The sequence below is a fragment of the Chitinophaga sp. genome, assembly GCF_019236475.1.
GTDB lineage: Bacteria > Bacteroidota > Bacteroidia > Chitinophagales > Chitinophagaceae > Chitinophaga.
Genome location: NZ_JAFAIX010000007.1, coordinates 1 through 18,742, shown reverse-complemented (window position 1 = coordinate 18,742; position 18,742 = coordinate 1). Strand labels below are relative to the sequence as shown.

The 18,742-nt window shown below is 42.6% G+C and carries 24 protein-coding genes; 5 read left to right on the top strand and 19 right to left on the bottom strand.

Going from position 1 to position 18,742, the window contains the following annotated elements; genetic code table 11:
- Nucleotides 1-14: 14 nt before the first annotated feature.
- From JO154_RS10400 to JO154_RS10355, 10 genes are all read right to left on the bottom strand, one after another.
- Nucleotides 15-1,220: a lanthionine synthetase LanC family protein gene (locus JO154_RS10400; protein WP_291944803.1), complete on the bottom strand. Its 1,206-nt coding sequence runs from the start codon at nt 1,218-1,220 to the stop codon at nt 15-17.
- Nucleotides 1,221-1,327: 107 nt separating this feature from the next.
- Complete coding sequence (locus JO154_RS10395; protein ID WP_291944800.1) at nt 1,328-1,522, bottom strand: class I lanthipeptide; 195 nt, start codon at nt 1,520-1,522, stop codon at nt 1,328-1,330.
- Nucleotides 1,523-1,606: 84 nt separating this feature from the next.
- Complete coding sequence (locus JO154_RS10390) at nt 1,607-1,780, bottom strand: class I lanthipeptide (protein ID WP_291944797.1); 174 nt, start codon at nt 1,778-1,780, stop codon at nt 1,607-1,609.
- A gap of 109 nt (nt 1,781-1,889) precedes the next feature.
- A complete protein-coding gene (locus tag JO154_RS10385) occupies nt 1,890-2,084 on the bottom strand; it encodes a class I lanthipeptide (RefSeq protein ID WP_291944795.1) in 195 nt (64 codons plus the stop codon).
- A gap of 93 nt (nt 2,085-2,177) precedes the next feature.
- Nucleotides 2,178-2,372, bottom strand: a complete 195-nt coding sequence (locus tag JO154_RS10380) for a class I lanthipeptide (protein ID WP_291944794.1) — start codon at nt 2,370-2,372, stop codon at nt 2,178-2,180.
- A gap of 89 nt (nt 2,373-2,461) precedes the next feature.
- Nucleotides 2,462-2,653, bottom strand: coding sequence for a class I lanthipeptide (locus JO154_RS10375; RefSeq protein WP_291944793.1), 192 nt, complete (start codon nt 2,651-2,653; stop codon nt 2,462-2,464).
- 27 nt (nt 2,654-2,680) lie between these two features.
- Entirely contained in the window at nt 2,681-2,878 is a 198-nt protein-coding gene (locus JO154_RS10370) for a class I lanthipeptide (protein WP_291944791.1), read from the bottom strand.
- 34 nt (nt 2,879-2,912) lie between these two features.
- Complete coding sequence (locus JO154_RS10365; protein ID WP_291944789.1) at nt 2,913-3,110, bottom strand: class I lanthipeptide; 198 nt, start codon at nt 3,108-3,110, stop codon at nt 2,913-2,915.
- A 93-nt stretch (nt 3,111-3,203) separates the two neighbouring features.
- Complete coding sequence (locus JO154_RS10360; protein ID WP_291944786.1) at nt 3,204-3,383, bottom strand: class I lanthipeptide; 180 nt, start codon at nt 3,381-3,383, stop codon at nt 3,204-3,206.
- A 234-nt stretch (nt 3,384-3,617) separates the two neighbouring features.
- A complete protein-coding gene (locus JO154_RS10355) occupies nt 3,618-7,505 on the bottom strand; it encodes a PAS domain S-box protein (protein ID WP_291944784.1) in 3,888 nt (1,295 codons plus the stop codon).
- A 176-nt stretch (nt 7,506-7,681) separates the two neighbouring features.
- Here JO154_RS10355 and JO154_RS10350 point away from each other — a divergent pair, with 176 nt between their 5' ends.
- The 3 genes from JO154_RS10350 (at nt 7,682) to JO154_RS10340 (ending at nt 8,601) form a co-directional block, all read left to right on the top strand.
- Nucleotides 7,682-7,891 carry a hypothetical protein gene (locus tag JO154_RS10350; protein WP_291944782.1) on the top strand — a complete coding sequence of 70 codons (210 nt, stop codon included), beginning with the start codon at nt 7,682-7,684 and terminating at the stop codon, nt 7,889-7,891.
- Entirely contained in the window at nt 7,888-8,196 is a 309-nt protein-coding gene (locus JO154_RS10345; protein WP_291944779.1) for a hypothetical protein, read from the top strand. Before JO154_RS10350 ends, JO154_RS10345 begins: the two co-directional genes overlap by 4 nt.
- Before the next feature lie 75 nt (nt 8,197-8,271).
- Nucleotides 8,272-8,601: an Hpt domain-containing protein gene (locus tag JO154_RS10340; protein ID WP_291944776.1), complete on the top strand. Its 330-nt coding sequence runs from the start codon at nt 8,272-8,274 to the stop codon at nt 8,599-8,601.
- Here the strand turns inward: JO154_RS10340 and JO154_RS10335 are convergent.
- The 3 genes from JO154_RS10335 to JO154_RS10325 all read right to left on the bottom strand — a co-directional run bounded on the left by JO154_RS10335 (nt 8,579) and on the right by JO154_RS10325 (nt 12,280).
- A complete protein-coding gene (locus tag JO154_RS10335; protein WP_291944773.1) occupies nt 8,579-10,456 on the bottom strand; it encodes a response regulator in 1,878 nt (625 codons plus the stop codon). The genes JO154_RS10340 and JO154_RS10335 overlap by 23 nt on opposite strands.
- 50 nt (nt 10,457-10,506) lie before the next feature.
- Nucleotides 10,507-10,944: an SRPBCC domain-containing protein gene (locus JO154_RS10330; protein WP_291944770.1), complete on the bottom strand. Its 438-nt coding sequence runs from the start codon at nt 10,942-10,944 to the stop codon at nt 10,507-10,509.
- Nucleotides 10,945-11,077: 133 nt separating this feature from the next.
- Nucleotides 11,078-12,280: a hypothetical protein gene (locus JO154_RS10325; protein WP_291944767.1), complete on the bottom strand. Its 1,203-nt coding sequence runs from the start codon at nt 12,278-12,280 to the stop codon at nt 11,078-11,080.
- A 305-nt stretch (nt 12,281-12,585) separates the two neighbouring features.
- Between JO154_RS10325 and JO154_RS10320 the strand changes: the two genes are divergently transcribed.
- A complete protein-coding gene (locus tag JO154_RS10320; protein ID WP_291944764.1) occupies nt 12,586-13,182 on the top strand; it encodes a hypothetical protein in 597 nt (198 codons plus the stop codon).
- A 25-nt stretch (nt 13,183-13,207) separates the two neighbouring features.
- On the opposite strand, the gene JO154_RS10315 is transcribed toward JO154_RS10320, so the two are convergent.
- The 6 genes from JO154_RS10315 to JO154_RS10290 all read right to left on the bottom strand — a co-directional run bounded on the left by JO154_RS10315 (nt 13,208) and on the right by JO154_RS10290 (nt 17,205).
- Nucleotides 13,208-14,059: a DUF5694 domain-containing protein gene (locus JO154_RS10315; protein ID WP_291944761.1), complete on the bottom strand. Its 852-nt coding sequence runs from the start codon at nt 14,057-14,059 to the stop codon at nt 13,208-13,210.
- 12 nt (nt 14,060-14,071) lie between these two features.
- Nucleotides 14,072-14,242: a hypothetical protein gene (locus JO154_RS10310; RefSeq protein ID WP_291944758.1), complete on the bottom strand. Its 171-nt coding sequence runs from the start codon at nt 14,240-14,242 to the stop codon at nt 14,072-14,074.
- A gap of 47 nt (nt 14,243-14,289) precedes the next feature.
- Complete coding sequence (locus tag JO154_RS10305; protein WP_291944756.1) at nt 14,290-15,042, bottom strand: hypothetical protein; 753 nt, start codon at nt 15,040-15,042, stop codon at nt 14,290-14,292.
- Between the two features lie 33 nt (nt 15,043-15,075).
- On the bottom strand, nt 15,076-15,744 hold the full coding sequence (locus tag JO154_RS10300; protein ID WP_291944754.1) for a hypothetical protein: 669 nt from the start codon (nt 15,742-15,744) through the stop codon (nt 15,076-15,078).
- Nucleotides 15,744-16,274 carry a sigma-70 family RNA polymerase sigma factor gene (locus tag JO154_RS10295; RefSeq protein WP_291945262.1) on the bottom strand — a complete coding sequence of 177 codons (531 nt, stop codon included), beginning with the start codon at nt 16,272-16,274 and terminating at the stop codon, nt 15,744-15,746. Before JO154_RS10295 ends, JO154_RS10300 begins: the two co-directional genes overlap by 1 nt.
- Nucleotides 16,275-16,383: 109 nt before the next feature.
- Nucleotides 16,384-17,205 (bottom strand): hypothetical protein, encoded by an 822-nt coding sequence (locus JO154_RS10290; protein ID WP_291944752.1) that lies wholly within the window; start codon nt 17,203-17,205, stop codon nt 16,384-16,386.
- A 191-nt stretch (nt 17,206-17,396) separates the two neighbouring features.
- On the opposite strand from JO154_RS10290, the gene JO154_RS10285 reads away from it, so the two are divergent.
- Entirely contained in the window at nt 17,397-17,846 is a 450-nt protein-coding gene (locus JO154_RS10285) for a lipocalin family protein (RefSeq protein WP_291944750.1), read from the top strand.
- The last annotated feature ends 896 nt before the right edge of the window (nt 17,847-18,742 follow it).

Below are 18,742 nucleotides of genomic sequence, written 5' to 3'. Positions count from 1 at the left end.
TTTACGAATAAAAATCAGGACAACAAAAAACATTCATCCCAATGTAAGGGTGTATTGTGTTTAAGAGAAAGCACTGCCAGTCCAACGCCAGCGCCGCCATCCAGCAGGTCCCAGCAATAGTCCCACTGTTTATCTTTTCCCAGCCACACCTTAATACCATGTTGCGCTTTCTGCTCATCGAAAGAAATATTCTCCACTGCTTTGCGATACCAGTGGTTCGCGGTATCGAGGAACAGTTGTTCTTTTGTTTCAAACCAGAACTTGCGATAGAAGGCTGCAATTCCGCTGGTACCGTGGCATAGACAGTTATCTACTACACCGGCAGTTTCATTGGTATCTCGTCGAACGCTGTAGCGCATAATATTCAGGGCTTCATTTTTCCAGTGTTCTTGGCCAAATGTTTTCCCGCAATACCAGAGCATCCAGGCCACATTCAGGTCTCCGTAACACCAGGCTAGTCGACTATTATAACTGGAATATTTACCATCGAGTATAGATGGATACATACCGGTCATGGAAGTATCTGTTACCGGCAGTTTATGTTGAAGAACAAAATCGATAGTAGCATGTACCAATTTCTCACATGCTTCTTTTGCAATGCCCGCTTGGTAAATTTTAGCGACAACGATCATAGCGGCACAGCTACCATGGGCCAAACTGAAAGCATCTTGATATTCGGCATCTGTTTTCTCATAGGAAAAGAAAATAGGCAGACTCCTTCCCTTCGGTGTTTCCCGACCTATTTCCCAAAGGGCATTCACAAAGTATTCCAGGTGCTCCTGGACATCTAATCTGTTAGCCCATGATATCAGGAAATGACAGATACCGATACTACCATGCAGGAAATCATAATTTTTCCAATCGAGATGATATTTGCTTTGCAGAATAGTTTCCCCGATAAAATCATTGATGATGTAGTCGATATCCATATCCAGGAACTCGTGTCTGTTCAGGTGATCTAACAGCCAGAATGGGCCGGTATGGCCATTACAGAAGGAGAAATTTGTATCTTCTTCCGGAGTGTAGCGCTGATAAACTTTCTCCAGCAAAGCCGCTGCTTTATCTTCTTCCGGTGCTTCAAACTGTTCATAGTAGAACAGGAATAACAATGCGCCCCATGGACCCTTAAAAAGACTATTGGCATGTGCAGGTTTATAATCCTCCTTTTCCAGGAGTTCAACCAGGTCGTCGTAGATATTGCGCAGATGTGTATCAATCATATTCATAAGTTGGCGTCTGATGAAACAATTGGGAAAGCGGTGCTTTCCCAATTGGAATAGTACGGGGCAGCCCTATCACTGCCCCGTGATGACAGGTATCAGTGCTATCAAGGGATTTGGCAGCAAGGACGACCTGGAGCAGGGCTTGAAGCTACGCAGGAAGAAATCTGCAGGGTATCATCAGTACAGCGTACGGAAACCATACCTCCCATCAGTTGATGCTGTTGGTCAGCATTTAACTGTGCAATTGTTTCTTTGCTCAGCACTAATTTTTTACTGAGTTCAATTTTTTTCTTTTTCATAATTGTAAAATTTACAGGTGTTAGAAATTCCTGCTAATGTGATTTACAGGATGTTCAGATTTGGTAATTGCTGTAACCAATGGATTAACACTTGGTATTATCTACGCAGGTAACTTCAATGGTTTCTACACAGCAAGTGCTAAACCAGGTGAGAGGTTGACCACCAGCCAGTTTAGACTGTTGTTGAGGGTTCAACACAACTACTGCTTCTTTTTTCAGCAACAGTTTTTTGCTCAGATTTACATGTTTCTTTTTCATAATTGATGTGGGTTATGGACATACACGCCGTAATGGTGAGCTGTCCGATGAGGAAAAAAAGGGTTTTATCAGATTAGCAGTAATTGCTGCTATACAATGAATTACCAGCTTAGCACAAGATGCACATATCTTCTGTATAACGAAAGGTTTCGCAGGTAGCATCGCGGGTAACATCGCAGGTTGCAGTTACTCTTGTTATGATTGCACCACCAGCGATAACGTGCTGCTGTGCACCATTTAATACGGCTACTGCTTCTTTGTTAAGCATAAGCTTTTTCTCCAGAGATATTTTTTTCTTTTTCATGATTGAGATGTATAATGGACATAAAATCCTGTAACTACGACGCACACGCAGTTATGACGCTCTATCCGGTGAGAAAAACAAAGAATTACCAGATTAGCATATCACGCAATCCATCTCTCCAGGAGGGATTGTTTGACAAGTCTCCTGGTAGGTAACCGTACAAGTGAATTGTCTTGTATAGAAAGCATTACCACCAGCGATTACGTCCTGCTGTGCTGCATTCAATGATGCTATCGCCTCCTTATTAAGTGTAAGCTTTTTCTCCAGAGATACTTTTTTCTTCTTCATGATTGAGGTACATTATGGACATAAAAATCCTGTAACTGCGACGCACTCACAGTTATGGCTCTCTGTCCGAGGGAATAATAATTAAACGATTAGCAGTATATGCATTCCGGTTGCATTGGAGGGACCGTCTCACAGGTATCCTGAGAAGTAATACAAGTAATCTTGAATGTCAGTGGAGGAATACCACCGGCAACGGCTTCCTTCTGAGAAGCATTCAGAAAAGCTACAGCTTCTTTATTGAGCGTGAGCTTTTTGTCGAGGGACAGTTTTTTCTTCTTCATAGCAAAACGAAATGATGGGTTAATGAATTAACAAAGTACACAACTGGCGCCACCTACAGGGATAGTTTCACAGGTATCCTGCCAGGTAACGCAATTCAGCCTGGACATTACAGTAGTGGTAGGAAGACCACCAGCAATACCTTGTTGTTGCGATACCGTCAGTAATGCCACGGCTTCTTTGTTAAGCGTGAGCTTTTTCTCCAGAGAGAGTGTTTTCTTTTTCATAGCTAAACTGAATATTTGATGATCAGATTAAATATTAGCAAGCGATGCAGAGCATTTGGCCTGGAGGAATGGTTGAGCAAGTATCCACCAAGGTGCCACAAAGTCTGGTAGGCAACACGGTAGTAGTAGGCAAACCACCTGCAAGTGAATTTTTCTGAGAATCATTCAGGAAAGCAACTGTTTCTTTGTTGAGGGTGAGTTTTTTCTCCAGGGAGATTGTTTTCTTTTTCATAACTAAACGGAGTTAAAGGGTTATCGGGTTAAATTTTTAGGGATCTTGCTGTCAAAGGACGGGTTAACGGCCTTTAAAAGGCAGCGGCAATGCTTAGTAGCAAACGTATCCCGGTCTTGGGTGGGATTCACAAGTTACTTGTGGATCATAGGTGTTGCAATAATCGGTGTTGATACCACCGGCCAATGCATGTTGTTGTGGTTTGCTGAGGGATGCCACTGTCAATTTGTTCAGCGACAGCTTTTTCTCCAGAGAGATTTTTTTCTTTTTCATTAGTAGAAAATTAAATCAATAATCCTCCCCTGTCTTCAATGAAGCCATTACGCCCTGGGGCGGTTGTTCAGCGTTAAAAAATTATAAGAGAAGAGAAATGTTTTTCATACACGTTGACATATCGAAAAGCCAGGTTATTTTGAGCTTATATATCCTGAAGATATGAAAAATGATGTTGAAAAAAAATTTCTTGTGGATTTTTTTTAGGGAGACAAAAGTCTATCTGCTAAATACCTACAAACTGTTTAGCGACAGTCGAATAGACACGATGGACTTGTTTAGTTCTTTAATAAATTTCTTATACTTAAACACAGAAGGGGTTGTACCTTCCACATCTAAGATGACGGTATCCAAATCGGTAAGACCCGTATAAGAAGCTACACCATGCATACTATGGCAGATTACTTTCAGGCGTTGAATATCTGCTGAGAGGTCGTTGGTTTGTAATTCCTGATATACCTTCTCACATTCATCCAAGAGCAACTCTAAGGTTTCTTTCAGCAGCTTAGTATTATCTGTATTTCCCAGGAAGGAGCGCAATGTAGTTAAATCCAAAGCTTCTGGCCCATCTGTCGTTTCGGCTGTTTCAGTGGTATTGTCACCCAGCCATTTATCCAACATGGCCAACAACTGATCCTCCACAAACGGTTTTGCGAGGAAGTCATTCATACCAGAAGCAAGACATCTCTCCTTTTCTCCTTTTACATTCCCGGCCGTGAGTGCAATAATAGGAACAGCATGTCCGGATAGCTCTTCCCGGATAGCTTCTGTAGCTTCATAACCATTCAGTTCCGGCATTTGTACGTCCATCAGGATCACATCTGGATGTTCCTTCAAATACACTTCATATGCTTCCTTACCTGTTTTCGCTTCTAGAATTTTGGCATTAGGTAATGCCCTGCCAATAATGGTTTTAGCCAATAACATATTGACACTGTTATCTTCTGCTATCAGCAACGAAATACCATCTGCGAAAGGTTTTCGTACCTGTTGTTTTTTAGTATCTTTTTCAAGGGATGAATCCCCAGTATCTGTAAGTCTGGATAGTGCCTTATAGAGTACTTTCATCGTTACTGGCTTCACCAGGCGCTGGGATATATTTAATTCATCGCATGCTTTCAATATCATTTCATCATCTGATGAACTATATAGTAATATGACCGGAATACCAGCTACCAGTGGATGCTGCATCCCTCGTATCTTTCGCACAGTCTCCAGGCCATCCAGTATTGGCATATGATAATCCATGATCACCACATCATACGTATTTTTGCGATCCAGCAGCAACTGCAGGGCTTCCAGTCCATTATTGACAGTTGTCGTTTTAATATTTCTCAGCTCCAGCATTCTGCGAAGTATCTCCTGGTTATGTTCATTATCATCTGTCACCAATACATTATGAATACTGTTGAAATTAATATATTCCGGTTCTGACGAATTTACTGCCTGTACATGCAATTCAAAATAGAAGGTGGTTCCTTTGCCCAGTTCACTAGTCAATTGTAACTGACTATCCATGATCTTTAACAGTCTATTGGAGATCGTCAGTCCCAATCCCGTACCACCATATTTTTTCGTTACACTGATATCTTCCTGGGTAAAGGCTTCGAATATGCGATCTCGGCCTTCTTCTTTAATACCGATTCCTGTATCAGATACTTCAAAGCGAATAGACATGTTGGCTATTCCTTGTTGTTTCTCTGCTACATATACTTTCAGGCCTACTTCACCACGTTCGGTAAACTTCACGGCATTACTTAACAGATTGATTAAAATCTGTTTTAAACGTAGTTGGTCCGCCCATATATATTTAGGCAAATCAGGGCTTATATCCAGGATAAATTCCAGTCCTTTTCGCTGCACCAAAAATTTCACCAGGTCTCCCACTTCTGTACACAGTTCAATCAGATCTGATTGCTGTACATCCAGATCCAGTTTACCAGCTTCTATTTTGGAGAAATCAAGGATATCATTGATGATGTTCAGTAAAGTATTGGCGCTCTGGTTAACAATGGAAATATACTGGTATTGCAATGCACCCAATTCTGACTTCAATACCAGGTCGGTAAATCCGATAATGCCGTTTAGTGGCGTTCTGATTTCATGGCTCATATTGGCCAGGAATTCTGATTTGGCCACACTGGCTTCTTCTGCCATTTTCTTAGCCTGTTGCAGTTCTTCCTGCTGGAGCGATTTAGCGGTAATATCTTGGGTAAGGATCATGATACCACCTATTTCACCATCATGCTGAAACCATGGTCGGTACTCTATGCGCATGTGCTGGTCATGATCCCATCCTGGAGGGCGCCAGGTATAGTCTTCATACTTTTCAATCTTTCCCTGCAATGAACTACGGTGCATTTCCTTGAACTCGTCCGGAATATCAGGAAATACATCATATACATTTTTTCCCAGTATATCTTTTCCTTTTAGATTATAATCCTCCATCCAGACTTCACTATGCGCGACAAATCGAAGCGCATTATCCAACATTGCAACCGCTACTGGTATTTCTTTCACGAAGGCCGCCAGTTTGGCTTTTTCGTCTTGTAGCATTTTCTCTGCTACCTTCCTAAGAGAAATGTCTTGTGCTATATGGAGATAGCCAGTTATCTGACCATCCATGTCTCTAATTTCAGAAATCATTTGGGTTACATCCAGCAGTGTTCCATCACTACGATGATAAATCCATTCCCGCTGGTGCTGCCGATCTTCCGATTTGGCTTCTGCTGGAAACACATCTTTTGCAGCTACGCCTAGTTCCATTCCCACCTGTTTCAACTGATCCAGATCATGGATGGCTCCTATCCGCTGCTTGCCTACCATTTCAGTTGCTTTGAACAAGAGCATTTTTTCCGCGCCCGAATTAAAATGCGTAATGATACCATCCGGCCTCGTGGCGATGATACTCACATCCACCGCAGAATCCAGTATATCCGCTAGGAACTTATGTGCCTCCTTTATTTCGACCTCCATACGTTTATGCTGATCGATATCCTGGAAAGTCCCATACACTCTTTTGCACTCCCCATCTTTCATTTCCGCTCTGCCGATAGACCTCACCCATATATCTTTTCCACTCACCGTGGTGATCACCATTTCTTCATCCCAGGACTCTCCCGTTTGGATGGCACGTAACAACACTTCTTGTAAACGCTGCCGACTAACATTGTCCCTATAAAAGTTCAAGGCTTCCTCTACATTGGGTTGATAAGTTTCCGGTACCCCATGAATACTACATGTTACCGGCGACCAATAAGATATTTCCCCATCCAGATCATACTGCCAGAAGCCAATTCTGGCTACCTCGTTGGTTTGTTCGAGCATTTCCTTCGTCCATTTCAGGTCATTTTCCAGTGCATGCCTTTCCGTTATATCCAATGCATTCCCTATTACGTAACTTTTATTGCTTTCCTCGGAAGATTCCAGTACGTTATTGAACAACCAAATACGGGTGGAGCCATCTCTATGTTGCGTACGCATGATCCCTGTGAGCTGCTTTTCTTTCGCAATCTGTTCCAGATAAGGCTTTAACCCTGGTTTATACTTATCCGGTATAATATCATACAGCGTTTTTCCTTCCATCTCCGCTGAGGTATACCCTAAACTTTCTGCACTCGCATCATTCACAATTATTAATTTCCCCTCCAGGTCATGCAAACACATCATCCCTTTGGAGTTTTTAAAGAATATCCTGAATCGTTGTTCACTCTCCTCTAATAGTTGCTCTTTATGTCTAAAAGCAGTAACATCTCTCCCAATGGCGAAAATATCGCCACCAGGCCCCTCTGGAGTAGCCATCCATTGAACCCATGCATGCCCCCCTTGGCTACATTTCCACCTTGTTTCAAAATTAACCGTAGTGATACCCTGATTTAATCGCTTCATCTCATCTGTAGCCCGGACAAGATCATCCTCCAGCAAAAATCTATATATAGACTGCCCTTCCATCTCCTCCTGACTCCATCCCAAAACTTTTTGAAATGCCGGGTTCACCCTGCTGAAAGTTCCTTCAGCACTAACAAGGCATACCAAGTCATTGGAAAGCTCGAAAAACTTTCGATAGTAATCAAACTCATCGTTATGCAAGGTATCTGTCATGGGGTGTATTTGGTTCTTCATATTGAATAGTAGTTACCGTAGCTTGAAATTACAAAATCTAAACAAAATACAGGCAGGATACCTTATTGTTTTTAACAATTGAAATCTATGATTTTAGTATATTTGTGTTGTCTATTTTCCCTCTACAATTTCTCAAAGCGGTATTTAATCCAACAACAATTGTAAGCTCCAATCACATGAAAATCCCCAGTGCTAACGCCCAATCCTTCATACAACATGCCGTAGCTCATCAGTTATTACTACTCGGCTATGAAGTATTTTCCGCGAATAACAAAACGGTAGCGCTTTCTTTATATGATGCCGAACAATCTAAGAATGGCAGCAAAACGGAGGCAATGCGGCAGAGTATCCTTTTTCACCAACCTTCTCAAGCACCTACGCTATGATTGACACTAAATGCGGGAAAAAATATGCTGTAACCAAACCCCTTACAGCCTTGTATGCAGAAGAATTGTTGGATGAACTGGAGTATCCAGCATCCAAGGAAAACCAGGAACTCACACTGGACCTTTCTGCTATTGAGGAAGCAGATATCGCAGGAATCAATTTGCTGGTAAAGATTAATCTGCTTACTTTAAGACATCATTCAAAGCTGCTTATCCTACTAACTAAGGATTCCCCATTGGATGAACTGCTATATTTGACAAAATTCAATGAAAGGATAATGCTGGTATATACCGGAAGAAGATAAGTAGTGCGCACAAACATTTACGCATATACAGCACTGATTATCGACAGGTCTAATTAATCTAGATAAGTTATAAAAATGGTACATTTCGAGCTAACACATACGCAGGAACAATTGGAGCTTCCGGAATCAGTGATTATAGAAGTGCTGGAAGCCAGCATGCGGGAATTAAGTAAAGCGGTTTCGGTTTTCGAAACAGGCATTGCCGCAAATGATACTGCTGCCATAAAAGCCATTGCGCATAAGATTCATGGCATGTCGATGACGATCCGACTGGAAGAGCTCTCCGAATTGACAAGCTCCATCCAACAAATGGAGCCGGAAGAAATCATTTCATCTACCATTGTAAAACAAACAATAGAAGAGATCCTGTATACGCAATCACTTATCGCGAAGCACCTACCTTGATTGTTTTCATGATCTTGGTCACATGGTCCAACAGTTGCACCTTATCTACCGGTTTCTGGAGGTAGGCTGCAGCCCCCAGATCCAAACCCCTCTCCTTGTCGGTTAGATCCACGGAGCCTGTCAGCAAGATGACCGGAATTCTGGAAGCATTCATGGAAAGGTAGGCCAATAGCTGATAACCATCAAAGTTAGGCATCGCGATATCGGAGATAATGAGGTCAAATTTTATCTTGTCAATTTTCATCAATGCCACAATGCCATCGGGCGCCATATCCACTTCATAGCCTTCTTGTTTGAGGTAATGTGCCAGTATTTCTAGGCTGACCGTTTCATCATCCACCAGGAGGATATGCCCTTTGGACTGACGTTTCCCTCGAGCAGGCACATGTACCGGCAGTAATAGGTGCATCAGTTCCGCCAAATTAACGGTAGCATAAGAAGAACAAGTATCGGACATCGCATAAGGTATCACTAGCTCCTCGCCATTGATAAGGGCGCCGCAAGAGTAGACCACATTGGGGACATATCCTTCCCGCTCTTGTTCACTGGGTACCATCAACGGTTCACTCAGCGCACCAATGACTTTTTCCGGATGGTCTAGGTCTAGCAGCATGGCACCGAGGCAATACCGTCTCATAGTACCCACGCCATGTGTAATCACCAGCCAGCCTTGCGGAGTGGCAATCGGCGAACCACAGTTCCCTACTTGTATAAATTCCCAAGGATAGGTAGGCTCCTGTATCAAGTGCTTATCTTCGCCCCATACATTCATATCCTCCGAATACATCACGTAATTATTCACGCCATCCATCCTGGCCAGCATTGCATATTTTCCTCTTATTTTATGCGGAAACAAGGCAATCCCTTTGTTATGGACGTTCTTTCCGTGAATAGGGATGATATTGAATTTGTAGAAGTCGCGTGTCTGTATCAATCGCGGCATGATATCCTTGCCGTTATAGGCGGTGTAAGTTGCGTAGTAACTCACTAGTCCATCATCGCCCGTAAAACGTACAAAACGGGCATCTTCAATGCCGTTTCGCTCATCTGGCGTAATGGGAAAGATCACTCTATCAGAGATACCGGTATCCAAAGAGAAAGTAATCTCATAAGAGGTATCAGAGAGGCTTCTCACTTTTCCAAGAATGCGTTTTTCATCTTCCGGCAAGGGAGCATGGCGTAATTCTTTATCAATGGCCTCGTGTAATTCGTAGTAGTCAAATTCCCGATTCAGTTTACTGATAACATTCCTGGTAGCTGCTATATCCAATTGTTTTTGCTGCACTTCCAATACTAACGCTTCGAGGTTGTATTTGCGATCCACCACCATATCTGCCTCTTCTACGAGTCGCGCAGTGGGAATCACTTCTAGGTTATTGAATTCATCCAGTATGCCGCCTCTGAAAACAATAGAAGACACATGGCCTTCGCCTGTGGCGCGAAAGCTGAAGACAACCCGTTTTTGTCCGGCTCTTAAGCCCGATTGATCAGGATCTTCCACGACAGAAGGATTGAAGAAAGCGGCAGATTCTATGGAATATTCAGAGGTGAAATAGGCGCCCAGTAACAATTGTTTTGCTTCTGGAAGCTGGAGCATATCGAAGCCAGGGTTACGGAGGAGGAGGCGTGCTCGTTCAAAATGTTTACGAAATATACGGGAGACATTTCTATGGCGACCTGAAAAATCCCTCAGGGTTTGGTTCAGTACCAGTGTGGCGGCATGTACTGGCATGTCCTTCACTTTCTTTAAGATACTGACGATCCTGGATTCGGGAGATGGCATGAAAAAACGAGTAATCACGCGCCTGGGGTCTCCATTGAAGACAATTTGCTTTCTTGTTACTTTTATACTCATAACTTATAGCGGCTATATTAAAGTAACAACTGGTGCAGGAAATAGTTTGCTTATTCTTCTGACAATGCTTTCACTTTTGCCAACGCTTGCGGCCAGGTTTTCTGAAAGAAATCGCGGAATTCAGGAATGATATCCATACTTACTTCCAGTCGAGTGTCGCCGTCCTCATCAGTAAGCGTATAGTTTTCCATGGCTCCAGCCCACTGTTTCGCATCTTTACCTAGGCTATCTTCCGACCCATCCGCAATGACGCCTAGATGTCGGAAAGACATGAATTTTTCTGGGATATTATCCGCTATTTCAGAGAGCATCCCATCATTGTCTTTGTTTAGGAAGCGTACTTGACTGCCTTTTTTCCAGTCCGTTTCTACTCGGCAACCTTCGCTGAAGACTTCCGTCCATAATGGGTAGGAATCTTCATCCCAGAGTACATCCCAAACAATATGTGGTTTTGCATGGATGTGTGTGGTGAAATTGAGTCTTTCCATAATGCAGTGATTATATTTTAAAGTTACTGTATTTTATGGCACTACCAGCGGGTTCTGGCGTGCGGCGTATTTGGGGAAATAAAATACCCTGCCCGCTGGCGGACAGGGTAATATTTGCATTTAAATGGGTTGATTATTTTTCGTTCAATTTACTTTTCAACTGTTCATTTTCTTTTTTAAGTTCATCGATGGCGGTACGATATTCCTTTCTTGATTCAATCAGGTACAGTGTCAGTTCTTCAATTTTTTGCAGGAGTTTTTTGTTCATCTCACCTACATCAATACCCTCTGTCAGTACTTCTTTTTCGGCTGGAATATCAGGAAGATGACGATTCACCTTGATGAATTTTTCCACGGAATCCAGGCTGGCGAGTTTATATTCCGGATGGAATACATAATCCGCCCAACTGGTTTGTGTTACCTTGATTTTTCTGGCGCCGAGGACGCCTTCTACGGCAAGTTTGTAATTGCCTGGGGAACCAGTGCCTATCCCTACACTACCATTCTCACAAATACGCATTACTTCCATATCAGTGGCAGGTGCTCCTGGTGTGCCATTGGAAGGGGATACATAAAAGATAAAATCACTTCTTTTGCTGACAGGTGTCCCCATTCTTAATAAATTGGCTGGGCCATTTGCCAGATATTTCCATCCATCTTGCCAGATAAGATTATTGGTAATATCCACATAATTTTCTTTAATCCCGGAAGCTCGGAAGCCAGCGCTTTGGAAAGTACCTGCCTTGACTACACCAGACCATTGTGCATCATCCTGATAAGATATTCCGTGAATACCAACATTGTCATCAAGGGAAGTTTTGAATGTATGTGGAATGAAGCTGGTGGTACCAACAGGCTCTTGGTAGGGAAGCTGATTTTGCACACCATCATACACAACAGGTGTAACAGGATAGTTGGAGGTATAATGATAGGTCATGCCTCCTCCTTTTAACCATACAATCACCCTCCTGGTAAGATTATTAACAGATGCATCTTTCCAACCCGCAATGAGTGGCCTGGGATCATATTGATAAATGTCTGCGTTGATAAAGCTTGAAGCATTTCCATAATTATGCGAATGAAATCTAATTGTGGCAATCACTGAACCAGGCCATCCTCCATTTAGATTTGGCATTCCCGTTTCATTTTCATGCACCTCTGATCTTCCTATTTGCAGGATGGTAGCTTGATGTACATCATATCCACCATCATAAAATGTAACAGGGTAAAATTTATCCAGATCTCCATTTACTGTTATAATCTCAGGAGTTTGTCCGAATGAAGGGAAACAAACAAAGAGCAGTAGTATCACTGCCAACAAATTTTTTTTCAGCATAATGTATAGGTATTAATTTCTCTTGGGTACTGTAAAATATAGGTATTAACTATCCTTACGATTGAAAGGGCAAAATAAGTATTTTTAAAATGTCTCGCAAGTTAGCATGAATATTCCCAATAGATTATCTACGTTAGCAGATAGCTGTTTACATAGCCTTCACCGCGATAAAAATTTCGGTTACCTTGAGCATCAGCTTATCGAGCAGTACCTGAATGGAGATCATGAACTGAAAAACCTAAGCGCCATTGTGTAACCGGGTCTCACTAAAACTAAAAAAGAAAACGTAATTTCAATGTTGTAAAATGAATCAGCTAGTTATTTTTGTTTTAAATGCTGTAGTAAACGTGATTGAAAAAATAAAAACATGCTTTCGCTGGCAAACGATAATACCCTTTCTGTTACTCGTGTGTAGCAGCGTATGTGCTTATGCACAGGAGGATGTCAGTAAATTTATTCCAAGTGGCTATACGATTTTAGATAGTATCAGCGGAGATCTGAATGGTGATAAACGGCCGGATCTTATTTTGGTTTTACAACATGAGGGAGAATCTGACCGACCATTTCTGTTACTCATCAGGGACCAGCATCAACAGCTACACTTGGCTGCACGTAATAATTACCTGATCTTCCCTGCAGACCTTGGCGGCACGATGGGAGATCCGTACATAAAAACCACTATTAATGGCTCCTGTTTTACAGTGGAACATTATTACGGTAGTCGCGACAGGGTGCGGCAACAGTTGACTTTCTGCTATCAGCCTTCGATACAGGATTGGGTACTGCAACAGGAAGTAACCACCAGAGAGGATGCCATCAATCCGGATGCCACGAAAACGGTGGTAAAAAAGGGGAAGCGGCTGGGGTATACTACTATCAAGACATACCAGGGAGGTGAGTAATACACCCAACTCCCTGGAAGAAAAATTATTTCAGGCTGTCAAATTCTACGAAATGATATTCCGGAGAAGATTCCAGCAATTGTCTTAAAATGGCTGCATGCCCGTTACCAAACAGCATCAGGATGCGGTCGTTCGGGCCACTGGTGATGCGTTGCAGATTTCTAAAGATTCGAAGGTTACGGTCATACCAATCGAGCGCAATGATATCTGCTCCTCTGTACTCACCTAGTTTAAAATCGCCCACCAGGTAAGCGCCATAGTCAACGCGATGAGATTCCTTTGAATTGATGTATTTGAAGTACTGCAACAGGTTGGTTTTAGCCGCCAGTTTATCTTTATAATCATACAATTTGTGATATTTGACAGTCATGCTGTCATTACTCTGGTAGTCAAAATCTTCCAGCAAATTCTTGAAATAGGTAGTATCCATTTTTGTCAGTTCCTCCAAAGTTCCATCCGCATCAATGGAATACAGCGTATCCAATTTCAATTCACTGGCCAATCTGATGGCTATCTGAAAACGTTCATCTCGCTTATCACGGTACTCACCTTGGTTGTATTTGCGTAATTTCTCTGTGGCGTTCCATTGAGGCCAGGCTTCAATAGCGATTTTTGTTGGTTTAAATTTTTTGATATAGTTCACTAATTCTGTTACTTCCGACTTTTTAGGTTCTTTCAGTACATCCACCTTATCTTGATCAGCGGTTTTATGGGCATCCAGGCCGGGATAGTCCATATGAAAACTCCCCACTACCAGTACTTGGGCTTTTTTGTCGGGAAAAAATGAGGAGGAACTCTTGATTTTACTTTGCTGTTGGGCATTTGCGCCAATGGCTACAGCTAGTAGGATGATTGAGAATAAGCTGTTTCTAAGCATAATGGATCATTTTTATTTCGATTGAAAGTTGGTGATGTAGGGAGACACGGTTACTGTACCGTGCACGGATACACGAAAATCAATACAGCAGGAATACCAGCAGTCGAATAATCCTTGGGATAATTCCTTGCCTAATGTGGTATAGCGTCTGTGGGCTAATGCTCCTTTGTATGCGGCATGCATGGGTTAAAAACTTAAAATACAAAAATTCCTGTAGACAGCATACCATGTTAGCTATAAGCCAGGCAAACTACTGCTTTTTTCATGGATGGACAGTAAAACAAACTGATATCATCCGGAGGTGTGTACTGGAAATCATATCCCTCCAGCGCACCAATAAAATCAAACGGTTGGCCATCTTCCCGCAACGGTATGCGGCTTTCCTCCAGGTCCGGGGTCATTCCTGGGGCCAGCTTTGTGAATATGCCCGCTGTTTTTTCAAGCCTGGTTTCTTCTATGTATGCGTCCACATCATCGGCATGTAGATCCGCAGTGGTCAAGGCTCTCAGTCGTTCTAATTTTCTGATATCCTTCACCAATAAACCTGGGCGATCAAATGCACCATTATATAACTGCCCGAATTCCTGATAATAAGCCTTTTTTAGTTGATACATGGCCTCATTCATATTCCATGCTATTTCGGCATCTGTATGATCCGGGTGATAGCTGTTTGGCGTAATGTATCGATGTTCCTTAAAATATTGCCAATCGGCATCAAATCGGTATTTCCCATCGATGACATCAAACCCAAGAGTATCCGGGAGGGTATATCGGGTATGGTATGCCGTTGTATTTTCTCCTACGCTACCATCATAGACCTCCTTAACAGATACGAAGTGAAGCCATTCGTTCCGGCCGGGGTATAATACCTGGAGGTTAACAGAAGCCAGGGGCAGAAAGTATTGGCGATATATATCTACATCATCATAAAACACGTCACTGTATTCGGGGAAAAGCCGGATATAGTCGTTCTGTTGGGTCATAAATTTGCGGATGGCTCCACCCAAAATAAAGCTTTATTGATTAGTCTTTTTGGTAGAATCTTTATCAACGGCAATTCTATAATCATCACTGGTAATTCCTCTTACGCCTTTGGGTTTCTTCGGCGGAGGAGGTAATACCATGGTATCCTGCTGTGGATGGGGCTTTGCTGGATGTGTAACCGGTAAAGCAGCGGAATCCATCGTCATCAATGGTAAATATCTGGCAGGTACCGTATCTGTTACCGGGTTGATGATCGTTTCCGAAGGCAGTTCCTCCGTATCTTTCTTGTGTACGGGTAGGTCCTGTAGTGGCTTCAAGATAACTTTATGACTATCTGGCGCCGGTTGCTCAATGACCGGCAATGTATGTTCTGTAGGTGTAGATATAGGAGATACAGGAGCAGCCTGTTTTGTAGGCTGACTATACCACCAGATTATAGAGGCGATGATGGCCATTCCGGCAAAGCCGTACCAGACCTTCCCTTTCCAATTGAAAGTGGAAGGCGTGTCGGCAGGTGTATCTAAAGGTGCATCCGGAGGTGTTGTATCCGGAGACGTATCCGGAGACGTATCCGGAGGTGAATCCACCACCGCATCCAACTGTGCTGCAATACCAGCCCAGATGCTGTCCGCCATATCCGGGACAGGCACCTGATCCAGCTTTTCAGCTATTAATTGTTCATATTGGGTGGTAGAGTGCACTAATTAATTGTTGTTATTTTTTGTTGTAGTATTTTCCTAGCTTCACTTAAATGCCATTTACTGGTACCTTCACTGATATGTAACTGTGCGGCGATTTCCTTGTGCGTATAGCCGTCAATTGCATATAGGACAAAGACCGCATGTGTAGCTGGCGGTAGTTGCCTCACCAATCGCAAGATGGCTGCCGCATTTGTTTTTTCGATAATACTATTGTTGACAAACGGTTCTTCTGCTGCTTCTAGTTCCAGGTTAGAAAACCTACTCCGTTGCTTGATGTGGTCTAATGCTTCATTAATTACAATGCGTTTCAGCCAGCCATGAAAATTTCCTTTTGAAGCATCGAATGATTGAATACTCCGAAACATTTTGACGAATGCCTGTCCGAGGATATCTCCCGCTTCATGCTCATCCATCGCATAGCGCATGGCAATAGCCATGGCAAAGCCATAACACGCTCGGTATAGCTGCTCCTGTGCTTTTCTATTGTTGTTACAACAGGCTTGGATAATATGGGTTAAATCCTGTTCCAGATTTTGATCAATCGTTTCTAATTATTCACATGGTTTGTTGCTACATTATCACCTACTTTATGCGTGGTGTGTTTCCTCCAGCGGCGGGCGATGCTCATCTCCCTACATTTTACCATTTTACATCATGTACTTTTCTCGCAAATAGTGCGGTGGCGATAGCAGTAACATGCAGTTTTTCCGTATTGTCTAGTTCATTATAGAACCATACGTTCCGATCGATCATATCTACAATACCAATGACGCCTCCACTGGTACTTAGCTCATATCCCGACATTAGCTTAATCGGTAGCCTACCTGGTTTGCCATTCGACGTTTCTGTATTCCTGATACTAAGCGGTTTGACGAAAATTGTATCCTGCCCATTAGTAGCCAGGCCCTTATCTTCCTGGCTGATAAAGGTAAACGGATTATTATCATGCTGGGCTTTACGGTCATATAAGTTCGTCATTACCAGCTCCCAATCCTGGCTTTGACGAGATGAATCCGAACTGATCACCGCAGAAAAAACATAGTCATATTGTTCCAGTTTTTCGAAGCTGCTGAAAATACCGGAATAATTCACGGTACTATATTCATGTTTGCGGGTCACCTGTTTTTCCTTCGCATAGATATCCACGGTGTTTTTACCATCCGACAGGCTGTATCGGAATCTGGCTTTTTCGTTTTCTACTGTTTCTAATTTATCGATCCCAATCCGGTGCAGTACCAGGTTTTCCAGGAAAAAACCACGCCCCCAGCCCGGATAGCTTACATGGACGCCTCTTTTTATTTTGGACGTCGTAAAATTGGCAAACGACATTTTATTTCCCCTGGCACCGTTGACATGATGCATAGTAGCTTGTTGCTTAAATGCATCTGGTACCGCCAGTTTCATGGATGTACAGCTACTTATTAAAAAGACCGCCCCTACTAATAATATCCAATACTTCATTTTATAATTTTTCTCCCTGAATATAAGCGCCGGGAAAGTTTAAAATATACCGGCTCAATAGTAGTACCCTGAATTTTTCACAATGGTTGGGTACTCCCCAAAAAAAATATTTTTTCCTTTTTCCCCAACCATTCCCATTTGATGGCGGGTACTACTACTAAACAAAAGTAATATCCATGCAACTGAAATTTATGAAAACATCTGCAATGAAATGGGCCCTGATCGCCCTGGTATCTGGCAGCATCCTGTATTCCTGTAAGAAAGAAGATAGTAAACCCAACAATAATAGTTGCGAAGTTAGTGTGACCAACCTCACCGGCAATTATAAAATGACGGCGCTACAATACAAATCCAGCGCCAATGCCACTCCCATTGATTACCTAGCGCCAATGGAAGATTGTGAAAAGGATGATATCCTGACGTTAAAAAAAGATGGCACCTATATTTTCACAGACGCAGGGATCGTATGCAAACCTGACGGTAATCAACAGGGCACCTGGAAACTGGAAGGTAAAACCCTTATCAGCGATGGCATCCTGCATGGTACCGTTAGTAGCTTTGATTGTAAAACACTGGTGTACTATGTAGAAAACTCCCTGATCAGTGGCGATAGAATGACATTTACCCTAACCAAGCAATAGTTTTCTGTTTTAGGGCTGAGGGGCCCTTTAGATATCGACACCATGCAGTCTTCGTTACTGCATGGTGTAGGTAATCTTTAAGAATTGGGGGGAACAAAGGCCATTAGTCTTGGTGTATATGGTAGCCAGCTTTCCCGTGAAAGTAGGCGGTACTGAATGACGGCTTATGGGCAAGGGGTGTTGGAGCTGGATTAGCAGTAGCGGGTAAAAAATACTGGACAAGGGTTATAGAAAGAGGTACTGGAGGAGCGTTACTGTATGAAGATTGCAAGAAGAGGGTTACTGGAGGAGGACCACTGGATGACATGTACTGAACGAGAGTTAGCGGATGAAGATTACTGGATGACAGGCACTGAACGAGAGTTTTACAGAATGAAGATTACTGAAAGACAGGTACTGGACGAGAGTTTTACAGCATGAAGATTACTGAAAGACAGGTACTGGACGAGAGTTTTACAGAATGAAGATTACTGAAAGACAGGCACTGAACGAGAGTTTTACAGAATGAAGATTACTGAAAGACAGGTACTGGACGAGAGTTTTACAGAATGAAGATTACTGAAAGACAGGTACTGGACGAGAGTTTTACAGAATGAAGATTACTGGATGACTGGCACTGAACGAGAGTTTTACAGAATGAAGATTACTGAAAGACAGGCACTGGACGAGAGTTTTACAGAATGAAGATCACTGAAAGACAGGTACTGGACGAGAGTTTTACAGAATGAAGATTACTGAAAGACAGGTACTGGACGAGAGTTTTACAGAATGAAGATTACTGAAAGACAGGCACTGGACGAGAGTTTTACAGAATGAAGATTACTGAAAGACAGGTACTGGACGAGAGTTTTACAGAATGAAGATTACTGAAAGACAGGTACTGGACGAGAGTTTTA

Bases quoted from the DNA above. Each gene is read 5' to 3' on its own strand.
- JO154_RS10320 (WP_291944764.1), top strand. From the start codon at position 12,586: ATGAATCAGCTAGTTATTTTTGTTTTAAATGCTGTAGTAAACGTGATT.
- JO154_RS10330 (WP_291944770.1), bottom strand. From the start codon at position 10,944: ATGGAAAGACTCAATTTCACCACACACATCCATGCAAAACCACATATT.
- JO154_RS10340 (WP_291944776.1), top strand. From the start codon at position 8,272: ATGGTACATTTCGAGCTAACACATACGCAGGAACAATTGGAGCTTCCG.
- JO154_RS10395 (WP_291944800.1), bottom strand. From the start codon at position 1,522: ATGAAAAAGAAAAAAATTGAACTCAGTAAAAAATTAGTGCTGAGCAAA.
- JO154_RS10355 (WP_291944784.1), bottom strand. From the start codon at position 7,505: ATGAAGAACCAAATACACCCCATGACAGATACCTTGCATAACGATGAG.
- JO154_RS10370 (WP_291944791.1), bottom strand. From the start codon at position 2,878: ATGAAAAAGAAAACACTCTCTCTGGAGAAAAAGCTCACGCTTAACAAA.
- JO154_RS10285 (WP_291944750.1), top strand. From the start codon at position 17,397: ATGAAAACATCTGCAATGAAATGGGCCCTGATCGCCCTGGTATCTGGC.
- JO154_RS10305 (WP_291944756.1), bottom strand. From the start codon at position 15,042: ATGACCCAACAGAACGACTATATCCGGCTTTTCCCCGAATACAGTGAC.
- JO154_RS10335 (WP_291944773.1), bottom strand. From the start codon at position 10,456: ATGAGTATAAAAGTAACAAGAAAGCAAATTGTCTTCAATGGAGACCCC.
- JO154_RS10390 (WP_291944797.1), bottom strand. From the start codon at position 1,780: ATGAAAAAGAAACATGTAAATCTGAGCAAAAAACTGTTGCTGAAAAAA.
- JO154_RS10400 (WP_291944803.1), bottom strand. From the start codon at position 1,220: ATGATTGATACACATCTGCGCAATATCTACGACGACCTGGTTGAACTC.
- JO154_RS10310 (WP_291944758.1), bottom strand. From the start codon at position 14,242: ATGCATGCCGCATACAAAGGAGCATTAGCCCACAGACGCTATACCACA.
- JO154_RS10385 (WP_291944795.1), bottom strand. From the start codon at position 2,084: ATGAAAAAGAAAAAAATATCTCTGGAGAAAAAGCTTATGCTTAACAAA.
- JO154_RS10345 (WP_291944779.1), top strand. From the start codon at position 7,888: ATGATTGACACTAAATGCGGGAAAAAATATGCTGTAACCAAACCCCTT.
- JO154_RS10350 (WP_291944782.1), top strand. From the start codon at position 7,682: ATGAAAATCCCCAGTGCTAACGCCCAATCCTTCATACAACATGCCGTA.
- JO154_RS10365 (WP_291944789.1), bottom strand. From the start codon at position 3,110: ATGAAAAAGAAAACAATCTCCCTGGAGAAAAAACTCACCCTCAACAAA.
- JO154_RS10375 (WP_291944793.1), bottom strand. From the start codon at position 2,653: ATGAAGAAGAAAAAACTGTCCCTCGACAAAAAGCTCACGCTCAATAAA.
- JO154_RS10315 (WP_291944761.1), bottom strand. From the start codon at position 14,059: ATGCTTAGAAACAGCTTATTCTCAATCATCCTACTAGCTGTAGCCATT.
- JO154_RS10380 (WP_291944794.1), bottom strand. From the start codon at position 2,372: ATGAAGAAGAAAAAAGTATCTCTGGAGAAAAAGCTTACACTTAATAAG.
- JO154_RS10360 (WP_291944786.1), bottom strand. From the start codon at position 3,383: ATGAAAAAGAAAAAAATCTCTCTGGAGAAAAAGCTGTCGCTGAACAAA.
- JO154_RS10290 (WP_291944752.1), bottom strand. From the start codon at position 17,205: ATGAAGTATTGGATATTATTAGTAGGGGCGGTCTTTTTAATAAGTAGC.
- JO154_RS10325 (WP_291944767.1), bottom strand. From the start codon at position 12,280: ATGCTGAAAAAAAATTTGTTGGCAGTGATACTACTGCTCTTTGTTTGT.